The organism is Paenibacillus sp. J2L1-98 (genome assembly GCF_056269405.1).
Genome location: NZ_JBWDNW010000029.1, coordinates 12,604 through 32,538 on the forward strand (window position 1 = coordinate 12,604; position 19,935 = coordinate 32,538).

Below are 19,935 nucleotides of genomic sequence, written 5' to 3' on the forward strand. Positions count from 1 at the left end.
CCCTCCTTCTATCCTTGTTTTTGTTTGTGTTTCGGATTTTCACAAATCACCATAACGTTGCCTTTGCGACGAATGACTTTGCATTTTTCGCAGATCGGCTTTACCGAAGGTCTAACCTTCATTGTGATTACCTCCCGAATCTTTCGTGAGCAAGCTGCTGCACAGCTTACTTACGATAGGTGATGCGCCCTTTTGATAAATCATAAGGCGATAACTGTATAACCACCTTGTCTCCTGTCAGGATGCGGATAAAGTGCATTCTGAGCTTACCGGAAACATGTGCGAGAATTTGATGACCGTTCTCCAGCTCCACCTTGAACGTGGCATTCGGCAACGGCTCTATAACCGTACCTTCGACCTCAATGATGTCTTCCTTAGCCAACCGTCATTCTCCTTTCGCATGTGCGAACTTCTGAATTGCATAACGTAACTTTGCATTGGTCACCCTGCCGGTTTCTTGCAAGCTGCTTGAAACCTCCGGACTAATTGCAGGCTGTAACTCGAGATGTAGAACGTTCTTTTTCTTCGGCTGATCGAATCGGCGCTTATGGCCGTCAGCAATCATGACGAATCGATCATCGATAATTGCTAGGATAACGGCATAGCTTTCCTCATCCTTACCGCGAAGTACTTTGACGAACTGACCAATCTGGGGACGAGCATCCATCATCATGCTTATGGCTGCTGCGGCAGAATGGTCAATATTTCAAAGCCGTCCTCTGTAACAGCTACCGTGTGCTCGAAATGAGCGCACCATGAGCCGTCTTCCGTTACAACCGTCCAATTGTCTTCTAGCGTACGGACATATCGTTCACCGATATTAACCATTGGTTCGATTGCAAGCACCATTCCGGTCTTTAGACGAGGCCCGCGGTCCGGTATGCCGTAGTTCGGTATTTGTGGTTCCTCATGGAGGTCCGCGCCGATTCCGTGCCCTACGTATTCCCTTACTACGGAAAATCCTGCATCTTCAATTACCTTCTGAATAGCATGCGAAATTGTATATAGTCTAATATCTGGTTTGACGAGAGCAAGACCTGCATATAGCGATGCCTCCGTCACGTCAAGCAGCTTTTGCACTTCAGGGGTCACTGCTCCAACCGCATAGGTCCAAGCCGAGTCGCCATGATAGCCTTCAAACTGCGCACCGATATCGATACTAATTATATCGCCTTCGTTCAACTTGCGTGAACCTGGGAAGCCGTGCACCAGCTCGTCATTCACAGAAGCGCAAATGCTGGAAGGGAAACCATTGTAACCTTTGAAGGAAGGAATCGCATTTTGACTCTTAATGTACGCTTCAGCGATTTGGTCAAGCTCACGGGTCGTGATGCCTGGTTTCACAGCCTGCGACATCAATCGATGCGTTTCCGCAACAATGCGTCCAGCTTCCCTCATATATCGCAGCTCCGAATCGGATTTGCAAATAATCATTACAATGAACCTCGCAAGCAGGAAACGATGTCGGATGTTACAACATCAATGTCCTTCTCGCCGTCGACTTCGCGAAGGAGACCTTTAGCATTGTAGTAATCGAGTAAAGGCGCTGTTTTGGACGTATATTCATCCAAACGAGTTCCTACCTTTTCCTCTGTATCATCAGAACGCTGATACAATTCCCCGCCGTCCTTGTCGCAAATACCTTCGACCTTAGGTGGGTTAAAGATTACATGATAAGTCGTACCTGTCGTTCTAGATATGCGTCTTCCCGTCAAGCGGGCAAGCAGCAAACTGCGGTCAACCTTTAAATTTACAACATGGTCGATACTGCGGCCGAGTTCCGAAAGCATAACATCAAGCGCTTCAGCTTGCTGCAATGTCCGTGGAAACCCGTCGAGTAGAAATCCATTTTTGCAATCGTCTGCTTCAAGTCTTTCTTTCACAATACCGTTCGTGATCTCATCGGGAACGAGCAGGCCTTTGTCGACATACTCCTTCGCTTTGATTCCGAGTGCAGTTCCTTGTTTCATCGCGAGGCGGAAAGCATCGCCAGTGGAAATATGCGGAATACCGAACTCTTCAACGATCCGTTCAGCTTGTGTACCTTTACCGGCTCCCGGAGGGCCCATGAATAAAATGTTCATTGCTGAGTTCCTCGCTTTAAGCACAATAGGCTCGGGCGGGCTACCGCAGAGCGCAAGTTGACGAACGCGGAAGCCCGGTCAGAACCTATTGTTATTTATTGATAAACCCTTTGTAATGGCGTTTGATCAACTGGCTCTCAATTTGCTTCATCGTATCCAGTGCAACACCGATAACGATGAGCAACGAAGTGCCGCCTAGCTGCACTGAGCGCGGTAATCCAGCAAGTGATCCGAAGAACACTGGAAGAACAGAGATGACAGCCAGGAAGATCGCACCTGTCAACGTAATACGCGACATAACGCGTGTTAGGTATGACGAGGTCGGTTTGCCTGGACGAATACCTGGAATGTATCCACCGTTTTTCTTCATCTGATCAGCCATTTGCACCGGATTAATTTGCACGAAAGTGTAAAAGAAGGTAAAACCGATAATTAACAATACGTACAATACCATACCAAGCGGTCTGTCATAGTTCATATTGTCAATAATCCATTTTGCCCAGGCCTGAGTAGACCAGAACTGTGCAATCGTAATCGGGAACATGATAAGTGATACCGCGAAAATGACCGGGATAACGCCAGCGCCGTTCACTTTCATCGGAATGTGCGTCGATTGTCCGCCGTACATTTTCCGTCCAACAACACGTTTAGCGTATTGAACAGGAATTTTACGAATACCTTGTTGTACGAATATAACACCAACAATGATCGCGATGATCGCAATCAGAATCAGTACCATTTTGATGATGTTCAAGAACAGTTGATCTTGGGCACCTACGAACTGATCTTCGACGATCGTACGAATGTGTCCAGGAATACCAGCTGCAATTGCTGCAAAGATAAGAATGGAAATACCATTTCCAATTCCTTTTTCCGTAATTTGCTCACCGAGCCACATCAAGAAAGCAGTACCTGCAGTCAAGATGATTGCAATGAGTAAGTAGTCAACGAATGTTGCTCCAACAACCATCTCGTAACCGTATTGACGGTTAAAGCCGATTGCTGTTGCAAAGCCTTGGATCAAACCAAGAACAATCGTTCCATAACGGGTGATTTGTGCGAGTTTACGTTTACCGTTCTCGCCTTCCTTCGCCCATTCCGCAAATTTAGGAATAACATCCATCGATAACAGCTGTACGATAATCGACGCTGTAATGTAAGGAGTAATTCCGATTGCGAAAATGGAAAATTGGAACAAAGCACCGCCGGAAAACGTGTTAAGCAAGCCGAACAGATCCGCACCGGCTGCATCAACCTGCTTAAACACATCTTTGTTTACACCAGGTACCGGTATAAAGGAACCGATACGGTACACTAGTAGGATGAAAAGGGTGAAGAGGATCCTTGTACGAAGATCCGCCACTTTCCAGATATTGGACACGGTCTTGAACAATTAGATCACCTCGGTTTTACCGCCGGCAGCCTGGATTTTCTCTACCGCAGATTGAGAGAACTTGTTTGCTTTTACAGTAAGTGTAACGCTAACTTCACCATTGCCCAAAATCTTGATTCCTGCGAGCGGGTTCTTAACGATCCCAGTCTCGATAAGGACTTCTGGAGTGACTTCAGTACCTGCTGCAAACGCATTTAGTTCTTCAATGTTAACAATTGCGTACTCTTTGCGGAAAGCGTTATTGAATCCGCGTTTCGGCACTCGACGATACAAAGGGTTTTGTCCGCCCTCGAAACCAGGACGAACGCCGCCGCCGGAACGAGCGTTTTGACCTTTGTGACCTTTACCGGCCGTTTTACCGTTACCGGAACCGATACCGCGACCTTTGCGCTTAGGCGCTTGGGTTGAGCCTGGTGCTGGTGCTAACTCATGCAATTTCATCGTTCGTGCACCTCCTTATTTATTTCTTGGAACAACCATCTATCTTATACTTCTTCTACTTTTACCAAGTGGCTAACAGTATTAACCATGCCGCGGATAGCTGGGCTATCGTTCAAAACAACTGCCTGACGAATCTTTTTAAGACCAAAAGATTCAACCGTTGCACGTTGTTTCTCGTTGCGGCCGATTAAACTGCGAACGAGGGTGATTTGCAATTTTGCCATCTTATTTCCCTCCTTAGCGTAGCAGCTCTTCGACTGTTTTTCCACGTAGCTTTGCAACATCTTCCACGCGTTTAAGGCGGGAAAGACCTTCAAGCGTTGCGTTAACCATATTCATGGAATTCGAAGAACCTAGCGATTTCGTCAAGATGTCGCCGACACCAGCAAGTTCAAGAACTGCACGAACCGGGCCGCCGGCGATAACGCCAGTACCTTCGGAAGCTGGTTTCAGAAGAACTTCACCTGCGCCGAAATGTCCGAGAACAAGGTGAGGAATAGTCGTTCCTACGATTGGAACATGGATCAGGTTTTTCTTAGCATCTTCGATACCTTTGCGGATTGCATCAGGTACTTCGCCTGCTTTACCGATCCCTGCGCCAACGTAGCCTTTACCGTCGCCGACTACTACAAGTGCACTAAAGCTGAAACGGCGTCCGCCTTTTACAACTTTAGATACGCGATTGATATTAACAACTTTTTCAGTCAGTTCTAACGTATTTGGATCTACACGCAAGTCGTTTAACCTCCTTATAAATAAAGTCGATTAGAATTCTAGGCCAGCTTCGCGAGCTGCGGTAGCAAGCGCCTGAATTCTGCCGTGATACAAGTAACCGCCGCGGTCAAATACTACTTGGGATACACCCTTAGCTTGAGCGCGTTTCGCAATCAATTCGCCGACTTTGCTAGCTGCATCGATGTTACCACCGTTGCCAATTGCTTCAACCAACTCTTTGTCCTGTGTGGACGCGGAAGCGATTGTTACGCCTGCAACATCGTCGATCAATTGTGCGTACATATGCTTGGAGGAACGGAATACAGATAGACGCGGACGTGCAGCTGTACCGTTAATTTTTTTACGAACACGAAGGTGTCTTTTTAGACGAGCCTTGTTTTTGTCGCCTTTCGTAATCATTCAAAGTTCACTCCTTTCCTTATGCCTTAAGACGCTATCTTAAGCAAACGATCTGTTTGCTTATTTTTTCTTACCGGCTTTACCTTCTTTACGGATGATGCGCTCGCCTTCGTACTTGATACCTTTACCTTTATACGGCTCTGGTTCACGTACGGAACGAATTTTTGCTGCAGTTGCGCCAACGAGCTCTTTATCGATACCGCGAACAGTAATCTTAGTGTTAGCAGGTACTTCAAACTCGATGCCGTTATCTGGAGCAATTTCGACTGGGTGAGAGTAACCAACGTTAAGAACGATTTTATCACCAGTTTTGTTTGCACGGTAACCTACGCCGACTAGCTCCAAGTTTTTGAAGAAGCCTTCTGTAACGCCGCTCACCATGTTAGCGATGATGCTGCGAGTAGTTCCGTGCAACGAACGATGCAATTTATTATCGGAAGGACGTTCTACTAGAATCTCAGTTTCCGTTACATTCACTTTCATCTCTTTGTGAATTTCACGGGAAAGCGATCCTTTAGGTCCTTTTACAGTAATAACTGTGTTGTCCAAGCTGATTGTTACGCCGTTAGGCACTTGGATTGGTTTGCGACCAATACGGGACATTGTTACACCTCCTATCTTTGTGACTTGTTACTTACCAAACGTAGCAAACTACTTCGCCGCCGGATTTAACCTGACGAGCTTCTTTATCAGTCATAATCCCTTTGGAAGTGGAAATAATTGCAATTCCAAGTCCACCGAGTACACGAGGGATTTCAGTTGATTGTGTATAAACGCGAAGGCCTGGTTTAGAAATACGTTTCAAACCTGTAATTACGCGTTCTTGGTTAGGGCCGTATTTCAAGAAAATACGGATAATCCCTTGTTTGTTGTCTTCGATATATTCAGCGTCGCGGATAAAACCCTCGCGCTTCAAAATCTCAGCGATTTGCTTCTTCATTTTCGAAGCGGGCATTTCCACGGTCTCGTGACGAACGACATTCGCGTTGCGAATGCGTGTCAACATATCTGCAACCGGATCAGACATAACCATTGTGTTAACCTCCTTCCCAAACTAGGCTGATTACCAGCTTGCTTTTTTAACGCCAGGAATCTGGCCCTTATGTGCTAACTCACGGAAACAAATCCGGCAAATTTTAAACTTTTGCAAAACAGAATGCGGACGGCCGCAACGCTCACAGCGCGTATATGCGCGCACTTTAAATTTCGGTGTGCGTTGTTGCTTCACTTTCATCGAAGTTTTTGCCACTGGGTATTACACCTCCTAAAAGTGGATTACTTCGTAAACGGCATGCCCATTTGGGTCAGCAGTTCACGAGATTCTTCGTCCGTTTTTGCCGTCGTGACGATGACGATGTCCATACCGCGCACTTTATCGACTTTATCGTACTCGATCTCTGGGAATATCAATTGCTCTTTCAAGCCAAGCGTATAGTTACCGCGACCGTCGAAAGCTTTGTTCGATACACCGCGGAAGTCACGTACACGCGGTAGAGAAATGTTGAACAGTTTATCAAGGAAATGATACATACGCTCGCCGCGCAATGTAACTTTAACCCCGATTGGCATGTTCTCACGAAGCTTGAAGCCTGCAATAGACTTCTTCGCACGAGTAACGACTGGTTTTTGACCGGAAATGATACGTAGTTCTTCAACAGCTACATCAAGGATTTTCGAATTGGAAACCGCTTCGCCTACCCCCATGTTGATAACTACCTTCTCAATTTTCGGCACTTGCATAACAGACGTATAGTTGAACTTCTGCATAAGAGCAGGAGTTATTTCGTTTAAGAAACGACCTTTCAATCTTGCTGCCATTGATCATGGACCTCCTTTCCTACCGTAACGATTAGTCGATTACTTCTCCGGAACGTTTTGCGATCCGAACTTTTTTGCCGTTGTCGAGCACTTTGTATCCGATACGTGTTACTTTACCGCTCTTCGGATCGATATGCATAACGTTTGAAACGTGAATTGGCGCTTCTTGTTCGATAATACCGCCCTGTGGATTAGCTTGCGATGGACGAGTATGTTTCTTAACAGTGTTAACACCCTCTACGAGTACGCGGTTTTCACGCGGATACGCAGCGATAACGCGGCCCTTCTTACCTTTGTCTTTACCGGTAATGACGATAACCGTGTCGTCTTTTTTCACGTGCAATTTATTGTTATGGGATTCGAGAATTTTTTTCAGCCTTGGCATGAGTTACACCTCCTGCACGCTTGTGCTTTCAAGCTTATATGGGTTCTTAGATTACTTCTGGTGCCAGCGATACGATTTTCATGAAATCTTTATCGCGAAGCTCACGGGCAACAGGTCCAAAGATACGAGTACCGCGCGGGCTCTTGTCTTCCTTAACGATTACTGCTGCGTTTTCGTCAAATGCGATGTACGAACCGTCTTTACGACGAACCGAACGCTTTGTACGAACGATAACCGCTTTAACAACGTCACCTTTTTTGACAACGCCGCCTGGTGTTGCTTGTTTTACTGAGCAAACGATCAAATCGCCGATGTGACCAACGCGACGTCCCGTTCCACCAAGTACACGGATACACATCAATTGTTTTGCGCCGGAGTTGTCAGCAACCGCTAAGCGCGAAAATGGTTGAATCATTTCAACGTCCTCCTTTCGGAAAAATGCTCAGACACTGCATACGCTCATTAAATAATAACAGCTACTTCAACAACTTCAACGAGTCTGAAGCGCTTGTCTTTCGATAGCGGACGAGTCTCCATGATTTTCACGATGTCGCCAATTTTCGCTTGGCCGTTCTCATCATGCGCCTTAAATTTTTTCGTAACTTTAATGCGTTTATGGTACAAATCGTGTTTTTTGTATGTTTCGATAGCAACCACGATTGTTTTGTCCATCTTGTCGCTTACCACTTTGCCAATTAGAACTTTACGGGCATTGCGTTCGCTCATGTTCTTCCTCCTTCCTTCAGCCGTGTTTATGCATTCATGTAAGGGATAAACTAGCTGCTAATTCCGAGTTCTCTTTCACGCAAAATCGTTTTAGCACGAGCGATTCCTTTACGCACATCACGGATCCGAGTCGGGTTATCCAATTGGCCAGTAGCCAGTTGGAAACGAAGATTGAAAAGCTCTTCTTTAAAACCAGCGACCTGTTGTTCAAGCTCAGCAGAGGTTAGGTTTCTAAATTCACTAGCTTTCATTTGCTTCACCACCCACTTCTTCACGTTTCACGAATTTAGTCTTGATAGGCAATTTATGTGCCGCAAGACGCATCGCTTCACGAGCGGTTTCTTCGGATACACCAGCAAGTTCAAACAGGATTTTACCTGGTTTAACTACGGCTACCCATTTTTCAACGTTACCTTTACCACTACCCATACGCACTTCAAGAGGCTTTTGAGTAATTGGTTTAGCAGGGAAAATTTTGATCCAAACCTTACCGCCACGCTTGATGTAACGAGTCATAGCGATACGAGCCGCTTCGATCTGACGGTTAGTAATCCATGATGGTTCTAGAGCTTGAAGACCAAATTCACCGAATGCTACTGTAGTGCCGCCTTTAGCGCGACCCTTCATATGACCGCGTTGTTGTTTGCGGTGTTTGACACGTTTAGGTACCAACATGATTAGTTGCCTCCTTCCTGGGGAGCTTTCTTCTTAGCCGGAAGGACTTCGCCGCGATAGATCCATACTTTTACGCCGATACGGCCGTATGTTGTTGCCGCTTCTGCTGTGCCGTAGTCAATATCAGCGCGTAGCGTATGAAGTGGAACTGTTCCTTCGCTGTAGCCTTCCGAACGTGCGATTTCCGCGCCACCGAGACGACCGCTAACTGCAGTTTTGATCCCTTTAGCACCTGAACGCATGGAGCGTTGAATTGCTTGCTTCAATGCGCGACGGAAAGATACACGACGCTCAAGTTGTTGTGCGATGCTTTCAGCTACAAGAATAGCGTCAAGATCCGCTTGTTTGATTTCAGAGATGTTGATGTGTACTTTTTTGCCTTTAGTAATTTTACCAAGCTCAGTACGCAGGTTTTCAACTTCGGAACCGCCTTTACCAATAACCATACCCGGTTTTGCGGTTTGGATCGTTACGTTCACGCGGTTAGCTGCACGTTCGATCTCGATGTGAGAAACTGCTGCGTCTTTCAGCTTGTTTTTCAAATATTCACGGATTTTAACGTCTTCCATAAGAAGATCGCCGAAATCTTTGCCCGCGAACCATTTGGACTCCCAATCACGGATAACTCCGACCCGGAAGCCTACTGGATTTACCTTTTGACCCACACGTAATCCCTCCTTATTTTTCAGATACCACCAAGGTAATGTGGCTGGTTCTTTTATTGATCCGGCTTGCGCGACCCATCGCACGAGGACGGAAGCGTTTCATTGTCGGCCCTTGGTTAACGAAAGCTTGAGAAATAAACAATTTGTTTACGTCAAGCTGGTAGTTATGCTCAGCGTTAGCAATGGCAGAGTTCAGCAGCTTCTCCAAAATTGGGGATGCAGACTTAGGCGTATGACGCAAAATCGCGATTGCTTCGCCAACTTGTTTACCGCGAATCAAATCCGCAACAAGCTGCGCTTTACGAGGAGCAATACGGATAAATTTAGCGTGCGCTTTAGCTTCTGGCATGTAGGAACCTCCTCTCGTTCAGTTAGAGATATTTAAGGGCAAATTAACGTCTGCCCGTTTTTTTGTCTTCACCAGCATGGCCTTTATAAGTACGAGTTGGTGCAAACTCACCAAGCTTGTGTCCAACCATATCTTCCGTTACATATACCGGCACGTGCTTGCGTCCGTCATATACTGCAAACGTGTGACCAATGAATTGCGGGAAAATGGTCGAGCGGCGGGACCAGGTTTTGATAACGACTTTCTTCTCCGTTTCGTTCAATACCTCGACTTTTTTAAGCAGGTAACCGTCAATAAACGGACCTTTCTTCAAACTGCGACCCATTTGTGTTCCTCCCTTCATGAGCGGTAGCGATACTTGCGTATCACGCGGATTTTATCAAGCGGTTATTACTTCGTGCGACGACGAATAATATATTGGCTCGATGCTTTTTTCTTCTTACGCGTTTTGTAACCAAGAGTTGGTTTACCCCAAGGCGACATTGGCGATTTGCGTCCGATTGGAGCGCGGCCTTCACCACCACCGTGTGGGTGATCGTTAGGGTTCATTACAACACCACGTACTTGTGGACGATTTCCGAGCCAACGGTTACGGCCGGCTTTACCGATTTTCACGAGTTCGTGATCTTCGTTACCAACTGAACCGATTGTTGCACGGCAAGTGTTCAAAATACGACGAACTTCACCGGAAGACAAACGCACGGATACATAGTCTTCTTCTTTACCAAGAAGTTGAGCACTAGTTCCAGCTGCACGAACGAGTTGTCCGCCTTTGCCAGGTTTCAATTCGATGTTGTGGATAACTGTACCGACTGGGATATTCACAAGCGGCAACGCGTTGCCTGGTTTAATATCAGAAGCTGGTCCAGAAGTTACTTGATCTCCGACTTTCAAGCCTTTCGGAGCGATGATATATGCTTTCTCACCATCAACGTAATGGATCAAAGCGATGTTGGATGAACGGTTCGGATCGTATTCGATCGTCGCTACGTTACCAACGATACCGTCTTTCGTACGTTTGAAGTCGATAACACGGTATTTACGTTTGTGTCCGCCGCCATGGTGACGAACCGTAATTTTACCTTGGTTGTTACGTCCAGCTTTTTTGAAAAGCGGAGCAAGCAACGATTTCTCCGGTGTACTTGTCGTGATCTCTTCGAAAGTCGAGACGGACATGTTACGACGAGCTGGAGATGTCGGTTTGTACTTTTTAATTGGCACTTCGATTCCCTCCTTTTCTAAACAGACGTTTCAAAGAATTCAAGTTCTTTGCTGTCAGCGCTCAGTTGAACGATCGCTTTTTTCCAATCTGGTCTGTATCCGCTATGTTTACCATAACGTTTTGGTTTACCCGCTACACGCATTGTGTTAACGCCGGTTACTTTTACTTTAAAGATTTGCTCAATTGCAAGTTTGATTTCGGTTTTGTTCGAACGAAGATCAACTTCAAACACATAACGTTTGTTAGCCATGTAATCGCTCGTACGTTCCGTGATAACCGGGCGCTTGATAATATCGCGTGGATTTTTCATTACGCAAGCACCTCCTGTACTTTCTCTACTGCTTCTTTAGTGATGACAAGGTTGTCATGCACCAATACATCCAGAACATTAATGCCGTCAGCTGCAACGAATTTCACACCTGGAATGTTACGAGCAGACAATGCAACGTTATCTTCATAGTTAGCCGTAACGACAAGAGCTTTGCGGCCGACTTTAAGGTTGTTCAAGATTGCTGCGAATTCTTTCGTCTTAGGTGTTGCAAGTGTCAACTGATCCAAAACGATAATCTCGTTTGCGATCACTTTCGAAGACAATGCCGATTTAATTGCAAGACGACGAACTTTCTTAGGAAGCTTGAATCCGTAAGTGCGTGGAGTCGGTCCGAATACGGTACCGCCGCCAACCCATTGCGGGGAGCGAATGCTACCTTGACGAGCACGGCCAGTTCCTTTTTGTTTCCAAGGTTTACGACCGCCACCGCGTACTTCGGAGCGTCCTTTAGTTTTGTGATTACCGAAGCGCTCAGATGCTTGTTGATTAACAACAGCACTGTGCAGGACATGTGCGTTTGGTTGAATACCGAAAACCGTTTCAGCCAATTCCAGTTCGCCCACTTGCGCGCCGCTCACGTTATATACTGTTACTTTAGGCATTTCCTGTTCCTCCTTTCTTTAAGAGCAATTATTTCTTAACTGTTTGTTTTACTTTCACAAATCCGTTTTTAGGGCCCGGAATCGAACCTTTTACAAGAAGAACGTTACGTTCTGTGTCTACACGGATAACTTCAAGCTTTTGAATCGTGATCGTTGCGTGACCCATATGTCCTGGAAGGCGTTTACCCTTCGGTACACGGTTCGCTTGGATAGAACCCATCGAACCTGGTCCACGGTGGTAACGGGAACCGTGAGACATAGGACCCGTGCTTTGTCCCCAACGTTTGATAACGCCGGCAAAGCCTTTACCTTTCGAAATACCTGTTACGTCAACGAATTCGCCCTCTGTGAATAGGTCAGCTTTTACTAGTTGGCCAACTTCATAATCACCCAGGTTAATTCCGCGAATTTCACGAACGTAGCGCTTAGGTGTTGTGTTAGCTTTTTTCGCATGACCAGCTTCTGGCTTGTTCGATCTGCTTTCTTTCTTATCGGAGAAACCGAATTGAACAGCTTCATAGCCATCGTTCTCTTGGTCTTTCTTCTGAAGCACTACGCAAGGGCCAGCCTCGATAACCGTTACAGGAACGACGTTACCTTCAGCAGTAAACACTTGAGTCATACCAAGTTTTTTTCCTAAGATACCTTTCATGTTGACACCTCATTTCCTTTCTATAATCACATATGCTGATATTACAGTTTGATTTCGATATCTACACCGGATGGTAAATCCAGGCGCATCAACGCATCAACCGTTTGCGGCGTTGGGTTAACAATGTCGATTAGACGCTTATGAGTGCGTTGTTCGAATTGCTCCCTGGAATCCTTGTACTTGTGTACCGCACGGAGAATGGTGATGATTTGCTTTTCCGTTGGCAACGGAATCGGCCCGGATACGCCTGCACCGGAACGTTTTGCAGTTTCAACGATTTTCTCTGCGGATTGATCAAGAATTCTGTGATCGTATGCTTTCAAGCGGATACGAATCTTTTGCTTTGCCATATAAGTCCCTCCTTCTATCGCCCAATTTATTATCGGACATACTCCGTGAGAAAACCCTTCACATGCCCCATGGCAAAGGGGCCGGGTGTGTCGGCAACCTCTCACATCATCGCAACGTCAGACCAACATTCAATATTATACCGAAACTAATAGGCAAATGCAACATAAAGTTTGGCCTCTTTGCAAATACTTAAAAGTAGGAAAAATATCGCTAAACGTCGCTCCAGTTGGCTTTCAGCATGCCGATAAGCAAGGCTTTATGCTGTCTAATCCCTCATATGGCCCATTATGTCCCTTATCACAAGCATTTAGAACCTATCCATTATAATAACGGACTTAATGGGTACTTACTGATTATAAACATCAATTGAGCGAAAAGACAGCCCCCAAATAACGCCAGCATGATTCGGTCAGCTTTTTATCCCATATGCATGAGTTCAATTTACATACAAAAACGCAGCGACCAAATGTCGCTGCGTTTTTTACTTTTACAGATTGAAGCACTTTACTGGCTTCATTTCCATCTGCCGCTGCATGCTCTGCAATTTCCTTTTAGCCTAAAACGATTCTATCGTCAGCCAGCTTCTTGCCGCTAATTCGCTCGAACTCGCCAAGCAGTTGTTCGACGGAGAGATCTTTTTTGCGTTCTTCAGGCACATCAAGGATGATCCGTCCTTTGTCCATCATAATTAAACGGTTGCCAAGACGAATAGCCTGCTCCATATTGTGAGTAACCATAAGGGTCGTCAAATTCATTTCACGGACAAGAGTTTCCGTAAGTGTAGTTATGAGCTCTGCTCTGGCAGGGTCAAGCGCCGCGGTGTGCTCATCCAGCAGCAGTATCTGCGGTCTTGTAAAGGCAGCCATGAGCAAGCTTAGCGCTTGCCGCTCTCCGCCTGACAATAAACCTACTTTAGCGCCAAGGCGGTTTTCAAGGCCGATACCAAGCCGCTGCAGCTCTTGCTTGAATATCGCACGCTTCGCACGGGTCACGCCAAATGAGAATCCGCGGGACTTACCTCGTGCATAAGCAATCGCCAAATTTTCTTCAATTGACATGCGAGGCGCCGTACCCGCCATCGGATCTTGAAACACACGCCCAATCCAACGGCTGCGCTGATACTCGTTGAGCTGACTGATATTACGCCCGTCAATCCGAACCTCTCCCGCATCCGGCTTCATGACACCTGATATGATGTTCATCAAAGTTGATTTTCCTGCACCGTTACTTCCGATAACCGTTATAAAATCGCCCGGCTTCATCGTAAGGTTAGCGCCAACGAGCGCCGTCTTCTCATCCACCGTGCCTGGATTGAACAGCTTGGACACTTTTGCAATTTCCAACATTAGCGTCCACCTCCTGGCTGGACTTTATCCATAGAAGCCATCATCTCTTCCGTGCGCTTCCGCGCTATATTTTTTTGCTTCCATAGACGGCGTGCAGAAGGCACAATCAATGCAAAAATAATAATAACGGCTGTAATCAGCTTCATGTCCTGTGCCTCTAACCATTCCACCCGCAAAGCCAATGCATAAATAATCCGATAAACAATAGATCCAAGAACAACAGCTAAAGTAGCTCTAAAAATAGTACGTGCACCGAATATGGCTTCGCCGATAATGACCGATGCGAGACCAATTACGATCATACCTATTCCCATGCTGTTATCAGCGTATTTCTGGTACTGGGCAACTAATGCCCCTGAAGTCGCCACAAGAGCATTCGACAAGGCAATGCCGAAAATCGTTGTAATATCGGTATTGGCACCAAAGCTCCGGATCATGCGGGAGTTATCGCCGGTTGCCCGAAGGCTTAATCCGATTTCGGTACGGAAAAACAAATCCAGCACCAGCTTAACCACAACTACAAAAATAATCATAAGGACGAGTGTCGAAGCATTCGCGAAAAGGTTCTCCTGCCCCCGCAGAGAAACATTGGGCTTACCCATAATTCTAAGATTAATCGAATACAGAGCAATCATCATAATAATGCCGGATAGCAGCCCATTGATTTTACCTTTAGTATGAAGCAGCCCCGTGCATGTGCCCGCTATAGCCCCGCCTGCAAATGCGCATAATATAGCCAGCCAAGGAGCTGTGCCGTTAACCGTCAAGACTGTACCGATGGCTGCGCCTGTAGTGAAGCTGCCATCTACCGTTAGATCCGGAAAATCAAGAATCCGGAACGTTATATAAACTCCAAGTGCCATAAGCGCATACAATAGTCCGCTTTCAACAGCTCCCTGCATAGATGCGAGCAAATGACATACCTCCTTTTTTCATAACAAAGGGGTGAACCAGTAGCCCGATCACCCCTCTGAATGCTTTTCCGTATTAGTTTAAACTAATTAAATAGAACTTACTCGATGATGTTATTTTGTTGGTCTTTTACAAATGCCTTCATTTCGTCAGTAACCGTAATGCCTTGCTCAGCTGCTGCTTTCATATTGAAAATGAAATCAAGCTTCTGAGGAACGGTTACATCCATATCGCCAGGTTTTTTTCCATTTTTTAAGATTTCAACAGCCATTTGGCCAACTTCATAACCGTGATCAAAATATTTAAAGCCTACAGCAGCGAATGCCCCTCTTTCTACAGTATCGCGATCAGCAGAGAAGAATGGAATGTCGTTATTATTCGCTACTTCGATGATCGCATCAACGCCGCTAACCACCATGTTATCCAAAGTAATATAGATGGCATCTACACGGCCTACTAAGGAATCTGCAGCCTGCTTAACATCCGAAGAGTTAGCTACGGAGGCTTTAATAAGCTTAATTCCATGCTTGGCGAGTGCTTCCTCGGCAATGTTGCCCATCACGACAGCGTTTTGTTCACCTTCATTAATAATGAGACCTACATTTTTTACATCAGGTAACTGGGAAGCGATAAAGTCCATCGTTTGCTTAATCGCATCCGGGTTTGTATCTGAAGCACCTGTGATATTGCCGCCTGGCGCTTGCAATTGCGTAACGATACCAGCATCGATCGGATCAGTTACCGCTGCAAATAATACAGGTATGTCCTTAACATCATCTGCAAGACTTTGTGCAGTCGGAGTTGCGATCCCTAGAGCAAGATCACTTTTGCTCGATGCGATTTTTTGCGAAATCGTTTTAATATTTGCTGCATCGCCTTGTGCGTTGTTAAAATCGATCTTTAGGTTTTTGCCTTCTTCAATGCCTGCATCCTTAAGCGCAGCGATAAAGCCTTCGCGAGTTGCATCGAGCGATGGATGCTCGACAATTTGGGAAATGGCAATCGTATACGTCTTTTCAGCCTCACTGCCTGAATTAACCGTATTGCCGTCCGTATCCGATCCTGTTTTACCTGTATTTGCACCACATGCTGCCGTTATAACCATAACCGAAGCGAGCGCAAGACTAATCCAAAACTTTTTGTTCATCCATTAAACCCCTCTCATGATTAGGTCGTCTTATTGCGGAGCTCTAAAGTAACATATACAGCAAAGCATTATCGCTTTCTCTCATTAAAGCCTATGACTGTACGTGAGTGACTGAATCTTAACGAGCAAAGATGACCTTGTTTTTAACTATTCCCTAATATTAAATGCGCTTAAGGCATGCAGTCAATCATTCGCCGGATGTAAAAAAAGTAAATCATACGATTGAGCTTTAAAATAAATCAAAAGCCCTCACAAGAGTGAGGGCTTCTGTTATTTCATAGCGGCCAGAGCCGCCATCAATTATTTTTGGATAGAAGCTACAGCGCCAGCGCCTACTGTACGGCCGCCTTCACGAATAGAGAAACGAGTTCCCTCTTCAACAGCGATTGGAGCGATAAGCTCAACCGTTACAGTGATGTTGTCGCCAGGCATAACCATTTCAGTACCTTCTGGCAGGTTGATGATACCTGTTACGTCAGTTGTACGGAAGTAGAACTGTGGACGGTAGCCAGTGAAGAAAGGCTTGTGACGGCCACCCTCTTCTTTAGTAAGAACGTAGATTTGTGCAGTGAAGTTAGTGTGTGGTTTAACCGAACCCGGTTTAGCCAAAACTTGTCCACGCTCAATGTTGCTGCGGTCTACACCACGAAGCAATGCGCCTACGTTGTCACCAGCTTGAGCGGAGTCAAGCAATTTACGGAACATCTCAACGCCTGTTACTACCGATTTGCGGGATTCTTCAGCAAGACCGATAATTTCTACCTCGTCGCCAACTTTGATAACGCCACGCTCTACGCGACCTGTAGCAACTGTACCACGGCCAGTGATTGTGAATACGTCCTCGACAGGCATAAGGAAAGGCTTAGCTGTATCGCGCTCAGGAGTAGGGATATAAGTATCCACTTGCTCGAAAAGCTCAACGATTTTGTCAGCCCAAGGACCTTCTGGGTTAGCAAGTGCTTCACGAGCTGCACCGCGGATAATTGGAGTGTCATCACCTGGGAACTCATACTCGGAAAGAAGGTCGCGAACTTCCATTTCTACCAATTCAAGAAGCTCTTCGTCTTCAACCATGTCGCATTTGTTCAAGAATACAACGATGTAAGGAACGCCAACTTGTTTTGAAAGCAGGATGTGCTCACGAGTTTGTGGCATTGGGCCGTCAGTAGCGGATACTACAAGAATAGCTCCGTCCATTTGAGCAGCACCAGTGATCATGTTTTTAACGTAGTCGGCGTGACCTGGGCAGTCAACGTGTGCGTAGTGACGAGCTGGCGTCTCATACTCAACGTGAGCTGTCGAGATCGTGATACCGCGCTCGCGCTCTTCTGGAGCTTTATCGATTTGGTCGAATGCGATTGCTGCACCGCCGTATTTTTTGGAAAGTACAGTTGTGATAGCTGCAGTCAAAGTCGTTTTACCGTGGTCGACGTGACCGATAGTACCGATATTAACGTGCGGTTTGTTACGTTCAAATTTAGCCTTAGCCATTGAACTTGAGCCTCCTCAATATTTCATGAATTTTTTATGTGTGGGCCGGCATCTGGTTTGCAAGCAAACTTAGCTGACGGCCAAAAGCAATTGGTTATAAGAACAAAAACGATTATTCGCCTTTGTGCTTAGCGATGATCTCTTCAGAGATCGATTTTGGAACTTCTTCATAGTGAGAAAGCTCCATCGAGAATACGCCGCGTCCTTGTGTACCGGAACGTAGTGTTGTGGAATAACCGAACATCTCGGAGAGAGGTACCTTGGAGCGGATAATTTGTGCGCCTGCACGAGTATCCATACCTTCGATACGACCACGACGGGAGTTAAGCATACCCATAACATCGCCCATGTACTCTTCAGGAACAGTAACTTCAACCTTCATGATTGGCTCAAGAAGAACTGGCTTACATTTTTCTTTGGCAGCTTTAAGCGCCATCGAACCTGCAATTTTAAACGCCATCTCCGAGGAGTCAACATCATGGTACGATCCGTCAACAACAACAGCCTTGACATCAACGAGCGGGAAGCCGGCTACAACACCGTTCTTCATGGACTCTTCGATACCAGCTTGGATAGGAGCGATAAATTCACGAGGAATCGATCCACCAACTGTTTTGTTTTCGAAAATAAAGCCTGAACCTGGCTCAAGTGGCGAAAACTCAACCCAACAATGACCGAATTGACCTTTACCACCGGACTGACGAACGAACTTACCTTCAACCTTCGCAGCTTGACGGAACGTTTCACGGTAAGCAACTTGCGGTTTACCAACGTTTGTCTCAACTTTGAATTCGCGGAACATACGGTCAACGAGAATCTCAAGGTGAAGCTCACCCATACCAGAAATGATAGTCTGGTTTGTTTCTTCGTCTGTATGTGCACGGAAAGTAGGATCTTCTTCCGCCAATTTGGAAATTGCGATACCTAGTTTGTCTTGGTCAGCTTTCGTTTTTGGTTCGATCGCAACCGAGATAACCGGCTCTGGGAAGTTCATGGACTCAAGAACGATAATGTTTTTCTCATCACATAGAGTGTCGCCCGTAATTGTGTCTTTAAGACCAACAGCAGCAGCGATATCGCCTGAATACACTTCAGAAATTTCTTGACGGCTGTTAGCGTGCATTTGAAGGATACGTCCAATACGCTCACGTTTGTTCTTAGTTGCGTTAAGAACATACGAACCGGATTTAAGAACGCCTGAATACACACGGAAGAACGTCAATTTACCAACATAAGGGTCAGTCATGATTTTGAATGCAAGTGCCGCGAACGGCTCTTCATCTGATGAATGACGCACGCCTTCTTCTCCGTCTTCAAGCGTACCTTTGATAGCAGGAACGTCAAGCGGGGATGGAAGGTAGTCAACAACAGCATCCAACATCATTTGAACACCTTTGTTACGGTATGAGGAGCCAACGATAACTGGGAAGATTTTAACTTCGCAAACACCCTTACGGAGTGCAGCTTTAATTTCTGGAATAGTGATTTCTTCGCCTTCCAGATATTTCATTGTTAAGTCTTCGTCCAGCTCGGCAACTTTCTCAATCAATTCCGTACGAAGTTCTTCGACTTGGTCGGCGTACTCCGAAGGAATTTCGATTTTCTCAGGATCTTTTCCGAGATCATCTTTGTACTTATATGCTACGCGCTCCACAATATCGATAACGCCTACGAAATCACTTTCAGCGCCAATCGGAATTTGGATTGCAACAGCATTGGCTTGCAGACGCTCACGCATGTCTTTAATAACATTCAGGAAGTCTGCGCCAATGATGTCCATCTTGTTGATGTATGCAATCCGTGGAACGCCATAACGGTCAGCCTGACGCCATACAGTCTCAGACTGTGGCTCAACGCCTTCTTTTGCACTGAAAACGCCTACGGCCCCGTCCAATACGCGCAGGGAACGTTCAACTTCTACTGTGAAGTCAACGTGTCCCGGGGTGTCGATAATATTAATGCGGTGTCCATCCCATTGAGCGGTTGTCGCGGCAGACGTAATCGTAATACCGCGCTCTTGTTCTTGTTCCATCCAGTCCATCGTAGCTGCACCTTCGTGCACCTCTCCGATTTTGTGAGTACGGCCCGTGTAGAACAAGATCCGTTCAGTTGTTGTGGTTTTACCAGCGTCAATATGCGCCATAATCCCGATGTTACGCGTATTTTTCAAGGAGAAATCTCTTGACATAAAATTGTCTCCTCTCGAATGTA

General features: G+C 46.0%; 32 protein-coding genes. All 32 read right to left on the reverse strand.

The annotated features are described in order from the left end of the window. Nucleotides 1-8: 8 nt before the first annotated feature. Nucleotides 9-122 (reverse strand): 50S ribosomal protein L36, encoded by a 114-nt coding sequence (rpmJ, locus tag AC0YNZ_RS28245; protein WP_003333770.1) that lies wholly within the window; start codon nt 120-122, stop codon nt 9-11. Between the two features lie 44 nt (nt 123-166). Then, nucleotides 167-382 carry a translation initiation factor IF-1 gene (gene infA, locus AC0YNZ_RS28250; protein ID WP_053373919.1) on the reverse strand — a complete coding sequence of 72 codons (216 nt, stop codon included), beginning with the start codon at nt 380-382 and terminating at the stop codon, nt 167-169. Between the two features lie 3 nt (nt 383-385). Next, on the reverse strand, nt 386-667 hold the full coding sequence (locus AC0YNZ_RS28255) for a KOW domain-containing RNA-binding protein (RefSeq protein WP_110774012.1): 282 nt from the start codon (nt 665-667) through the stop codon (nt 386-388). Nucleotides 668-675: 8 nt separating this feature from the next. After that, nucleotides 676-1,434 (reverse strand): type I methionyl aminopeptidase, encoded by a 759-nt coding sequence (gene map, locus AC0YNZ_RS28260; protein ID WP_475829766.1) that lies wholly within the window; start codon nt 1,432-1,434, stop codon nt 676-678. After that, nucleotides 1,434-2,084, reverse strand: coding sequence for an adenylate kinase (locus AC0YNZ_RS28265; protein WP_110773996.1), 651 nt, complete (start codon nt 2,082-2,084; stop codon nt 1,434-1,436). Before AC0YNZ_RS28265 ends, map begins: the two co-directional genes overlap by 1 nt. A gap of 91 nt (nt 2,085-2,175) precedes the next feature. Beyond that, nucleotides 2,176-3,477 carry a preprotein translocase subunit SecY gene (gene secY / locus AC0YNZ_RS28270; RefSeq protein ID WP_475829767.1) on the reverse strand — a complete coding sequence of 434 codons (1,302 nt, stop codon included), beginning with the start codon at nt 3,475-3,477 and terminating at the stop codon, nt 2,176-2,178. After that, entirely contained in the window at nt 3,478-3,918 is a 441-nt protein-coding gene (gene rplO, locus AC0YNZ_RS28275) for a 50S ribosomal protein L15 (protein ID WP_475829768.1), read from the reverse strand. Nucleotides 3,919-3,962: 44 nt separating this feature from the next. Next, the gene (rpmD, locus tag AC0YNZ_RS28280; protein WP_056635953.1) at nt 3,963-4,142 is read right to left on the reverse strand and encodes a 50S ribosomal protein L30; all 180 of its coding nucleotides are present in this window, start codon (nt 4,140-4,142) and stop codon (nt 3,963-3,965) included. Nucleotides 4,143-4,155: 13 nt separating this feature from the next. Then, nucleotides 4,156-4,653 carry a 30S ribosomal protein S5 gene (rpsE, locus tag AC0YNZ_RS28285; protein WP_053373912.1) on the reverse strand — a complete coding sequence of 166 codons (498 nt, stop codon included), beginning with the start codon at nt 4,651-4,653 and terminating at the stop codon, nt 4,156-4,158. 30 nt (nt 4,654-4,683) lie between these two features. After that, nucleotides 4,684-5,052: a 50S ribosomal protein L18 gene (gene rplR, locus AC0YNZ_RS28290; RefSeq protein ID WP_475829769.1), complete on the reverse strand. Its 369-nt coding sequence runs from the start codon at nt 5,050-5,052 to the stop codon at nt 4,684-4,686. A gap of 60 nt (nt 5,053-5,112) precedes the next feature. Next, on the reverse strand, nt 5,113-5,655 hold the full coding sequence (gene rplF, locus AC0YNZ_RS28295; protein WP_110773992.1) for a 50S ribosomal protein L6: 543 nt from the start codon (nt 5,653-5,655) through the stop codon (nt 5,113-5,115). A gap of 31 nt (nt 5,656-5,686) precedes the next feature. Beyond that, nucleotides 5,687-6,085, reverse strand: coding sequence for a 30S ribosomal protein S8 (gene rpsH, locus AC0YNZ_RS28300; RefSeq protein WP_053373909.1), 399 nt, complete (start codon nt 6,083-6,085; stop codon nt 5,687-5,689). Nucleotides 6,086-6,115: 30 nt separating this feature from the next. Then, nucleotides 6,116-6,301, reverse strand: a complete 186-nt coding sequence (locus tag AC0YNZ_RS28305) for a type Z 30S ribosomal protein S14 (RefSeq protein ID WP_037291562.1) — start codon at nt 6,299-6,301, stop codon at nt 6,116-6,118. Nucleotides 6,302-6,327: 26 nt separating this feature from the next. Continuing rightward, nucleotides 6,328-6,870 carry a 50S ribosomal protein L5 gene (rplE, locus tag AC0YNZ_RS28310; protein ID WP_053373908.1) on the reverse strand — a complete coding sequence of 181 codons (543 nt, stop codon included), beginning with the start codon at nt 6,868-6,870 and terminating at the stop codon, nt 6,328-6,330. A gap of 31 nt (nt 6,871-6,901) precedes the next feature. Further along, nucleotides 6,902-7,255, reverse strand: coding sequence for a 50S ribosomal protein L24 (rplX, locus tag AC0YNZ_RS28315; protein ID WP_081417369.1), 354 nt, complete (start codon nt 7,253-7,255; stop codon nt 6,902-6,904). Nucleotides 7,256-7,301: 46 nt separating this feature from the next. Continuing rightward, nucleotides 7,302-7,670, reverse strand: a complete 369-nt coding sequence (gene rplN / locus AC0YNZ_RS28320) for a 50S ribosomal protein L14 (RefSeq protein WP_054025318.1) — start codon at nt 7,668-7,670, stop codon at nt 7,302-7,304. A gap of 47 nt (nt 7,671-7,717) precedes the next feature. Beyond that, the gene (gene rpsQ, locus AC0YNZ_RS28325; protein ID WP_110773989.1) at nt 7,718-7,981 is read right to left on the reverse strand and encodes a 30S ribosomal protein S17; all 264 of its coding nucleotides are present in this window, start codon (nt 7,979-7,981) and stop codon (nt 7,718-7,720) included. 50 nt (nt 7,982-8,031) lie between these two features. Beyond that, complete coding sequence (rpmC, locus tag AC0YNZ_RS28330; RefSeq protein WP_053373905.1) at nt 8,032-8,232, reverse strand: 50S ribosomal protein L29; 201 nt, start codon at nt 8,230-8,232, stop codon at nt 8,032-8,034. Then, nucleotides 8,222-8,656, reverse strand: a complete 435-nt coding sequence (gene rplP, locus AC0YNZ_RS28335) for a 50S ribosomal protein L16 (RefSeq protein ID WP_028609647.1) — start codon at nt 8,654-8,656, stop codon at nt 8,222-8,224. The genes rpmC and rplP overlap by 11 nt, the downstream gene beginning before the upstream one ends. Nucleotides 8,657-8,658: 2 nt before the next feature. Next, complete coding sequence (gene rpsC / locus AC0YNZ_RS28340; protein WP_475829770.1) at nt 8,659-9,321, reverse strand: 30S ribosomal protein S3; 663 nt, start codon at nt 9,319-9,321, stop codon at nt 8,659-8,661. Nucleotides 9,322-9,334: 13 nt separating this feature from the next. Beyond that, on the reverse strand, nt 9,335-9,670 hold the full coding sequence (gene rplV / locus AC0YNZ_RS28345; RefSeq protein WP_028609649.1) for a 50S ribosomal protein L22: 336 nt from the start codon (nt 9,668-9,670) through the stop codon (nt 9,335-9,337). Nucleotides 9,671-9,713: 43 nt separating this feature from the next. After that, nucleotides 9,714-9,995 (reverse strand): 30S ribosomal protein S19, encoded by a 282-nt coding sequence (gene rpsS, locus AC0YNZ_RS28350; RefSeq protein ID WP_056635975.1) that lies wholly within the window; start codon nt 9,993-9,995, stop codon nt 9,714-9,716. 65 nt (nt 9,996-10,060) lie between these two features. Then, nucleotides 10,061-10,891, reverse strand: a complete 831-nt coding sequence (gene rplB, locus AC0YNZ_RS28355; protein WP_475829771.1) for a 50S ribosomal protein L2 — start codon at nt 10,889-10,891, stop codon at nt 10,061-10,063. Between the two features lie 17 nt (nt 10,892-10,908). Then, nucleotides 10,909-11,202: a 50S ribosomal protein L23 gene (gene rplW, locus AC0YNZ_RS28360; RefSeq protein WP_475829772.1), complete on the reverse strand. Its 294-nt coding sequence runs from the start codon at nt 11,200-11,202 to the stop codon at nt 10,909-10,911. After that, nucleotides 11,202-11,825, reverse strand: a complete 624-nt coding sequence (rplD, locus tag AC0YNZ_RS28365) for a 50S ribosomal protein L4 (RefSeq protein WP_475829773.1) — start codon at nt 11,823-11,825, stop codon at nt 11,202-11,204. Before rplD ends, rplW begins: the two co-directional genes overlap by 1 nt. A 28-nt stretch (nt 11,826-11,853) precedes the next feature. Then, the gene (gene rplC, locus AC0YNZ_RS28370; RefSeq protein ID WP_475829774.1) at nt 11,854-12,477 is read right to left on the reverse strand and encodes a 50S ribosomal protein L3; all 624 of its coding nucleotides are present in this window, start codon (nt 12,475-12,477) and stop codon (nt 11,854-11,856) included. A gap of 41 nt (nt 12,478-12,518) precedes the next feature. Beyond that, complete coding sequence (gene rpsJ, locus AC0YNZ_RS28375; protein ID WP_017692074.1) at nt 12,519-12,827, reverse strand: 30S ribosomal protein S10; 309 nt, start codon at nt 12,825-12,827, stop codon at nt 12,519-12,521. A gap of 552 nt (nt 12,828-13,379) precedes the next feature. Then, entirely contained in the window at nt 13,380-14,174 is a 795-nt protein-coding gene (locus tag AC0YNZ_RS28380; RefSeq protein ID WP_475829775.1) for an ABC transporter ATP-binding protein, read from the reverse strand. Further along, nucleotides 14,174-15,076, reverse strand: a complete 903-nt coding sequence (locus AC0YNZ_RS28385; RefSeq protein ID WP_475829796.1) for an ABC transporter permease — start codon at nt 15,074-15,076, stop codon at nt 14,174-14,176. Before AC0YNZ_RS28385 ends, AC0YNZ_RS28380 begins: the two co-directional genes overlap by 1 nt. 110 nt (nt 15,077-15,186) lie before the next feature. Then, nucleotides 15,187-16,233 carry an ABC transporter substrate-binding protein gene (locus AC0YNZ_RS28390; protein ID WP_475829776.1) on the reverse strand — a complete coding sequence of 349 codons (1,047 nt, stop codon included), beginning with the start codon at nt 16,231-16,233 and terminating at the stop codon, nt 15,187-15,189. A 300-nt stretch (nt 16,234-16,533) separates the two neighbouring features. Continuing rightward, complete coding sequence (tuf, locus tag AC0YNZ_RS28395) at nt 16,534-17,724, reverse strand: elongation factor Tu (protein WP_475829777.1); 1,191 nt, start codon at nt 17,722-17,724, stop codon at nt 16,534-16,536. Between the two features lie 112 nt (nt 17,725-17,836). Next, nucleotides 17,837-19,912 carry an elongation factor G gene (fusA, locus tag AC0YNZ_RS28400; protein ID WP_475829778.1) on the reverse strand — a complete coding sequence of 692 codons (2,076 nt, stop codon included), beginning with the start codon at nt 19,910-19,912 and terminating at the stop codon, nt 17,837-17,839. Between the last annotated feature and the right edge of the window lie 23 nt (nt 19,913-19,935).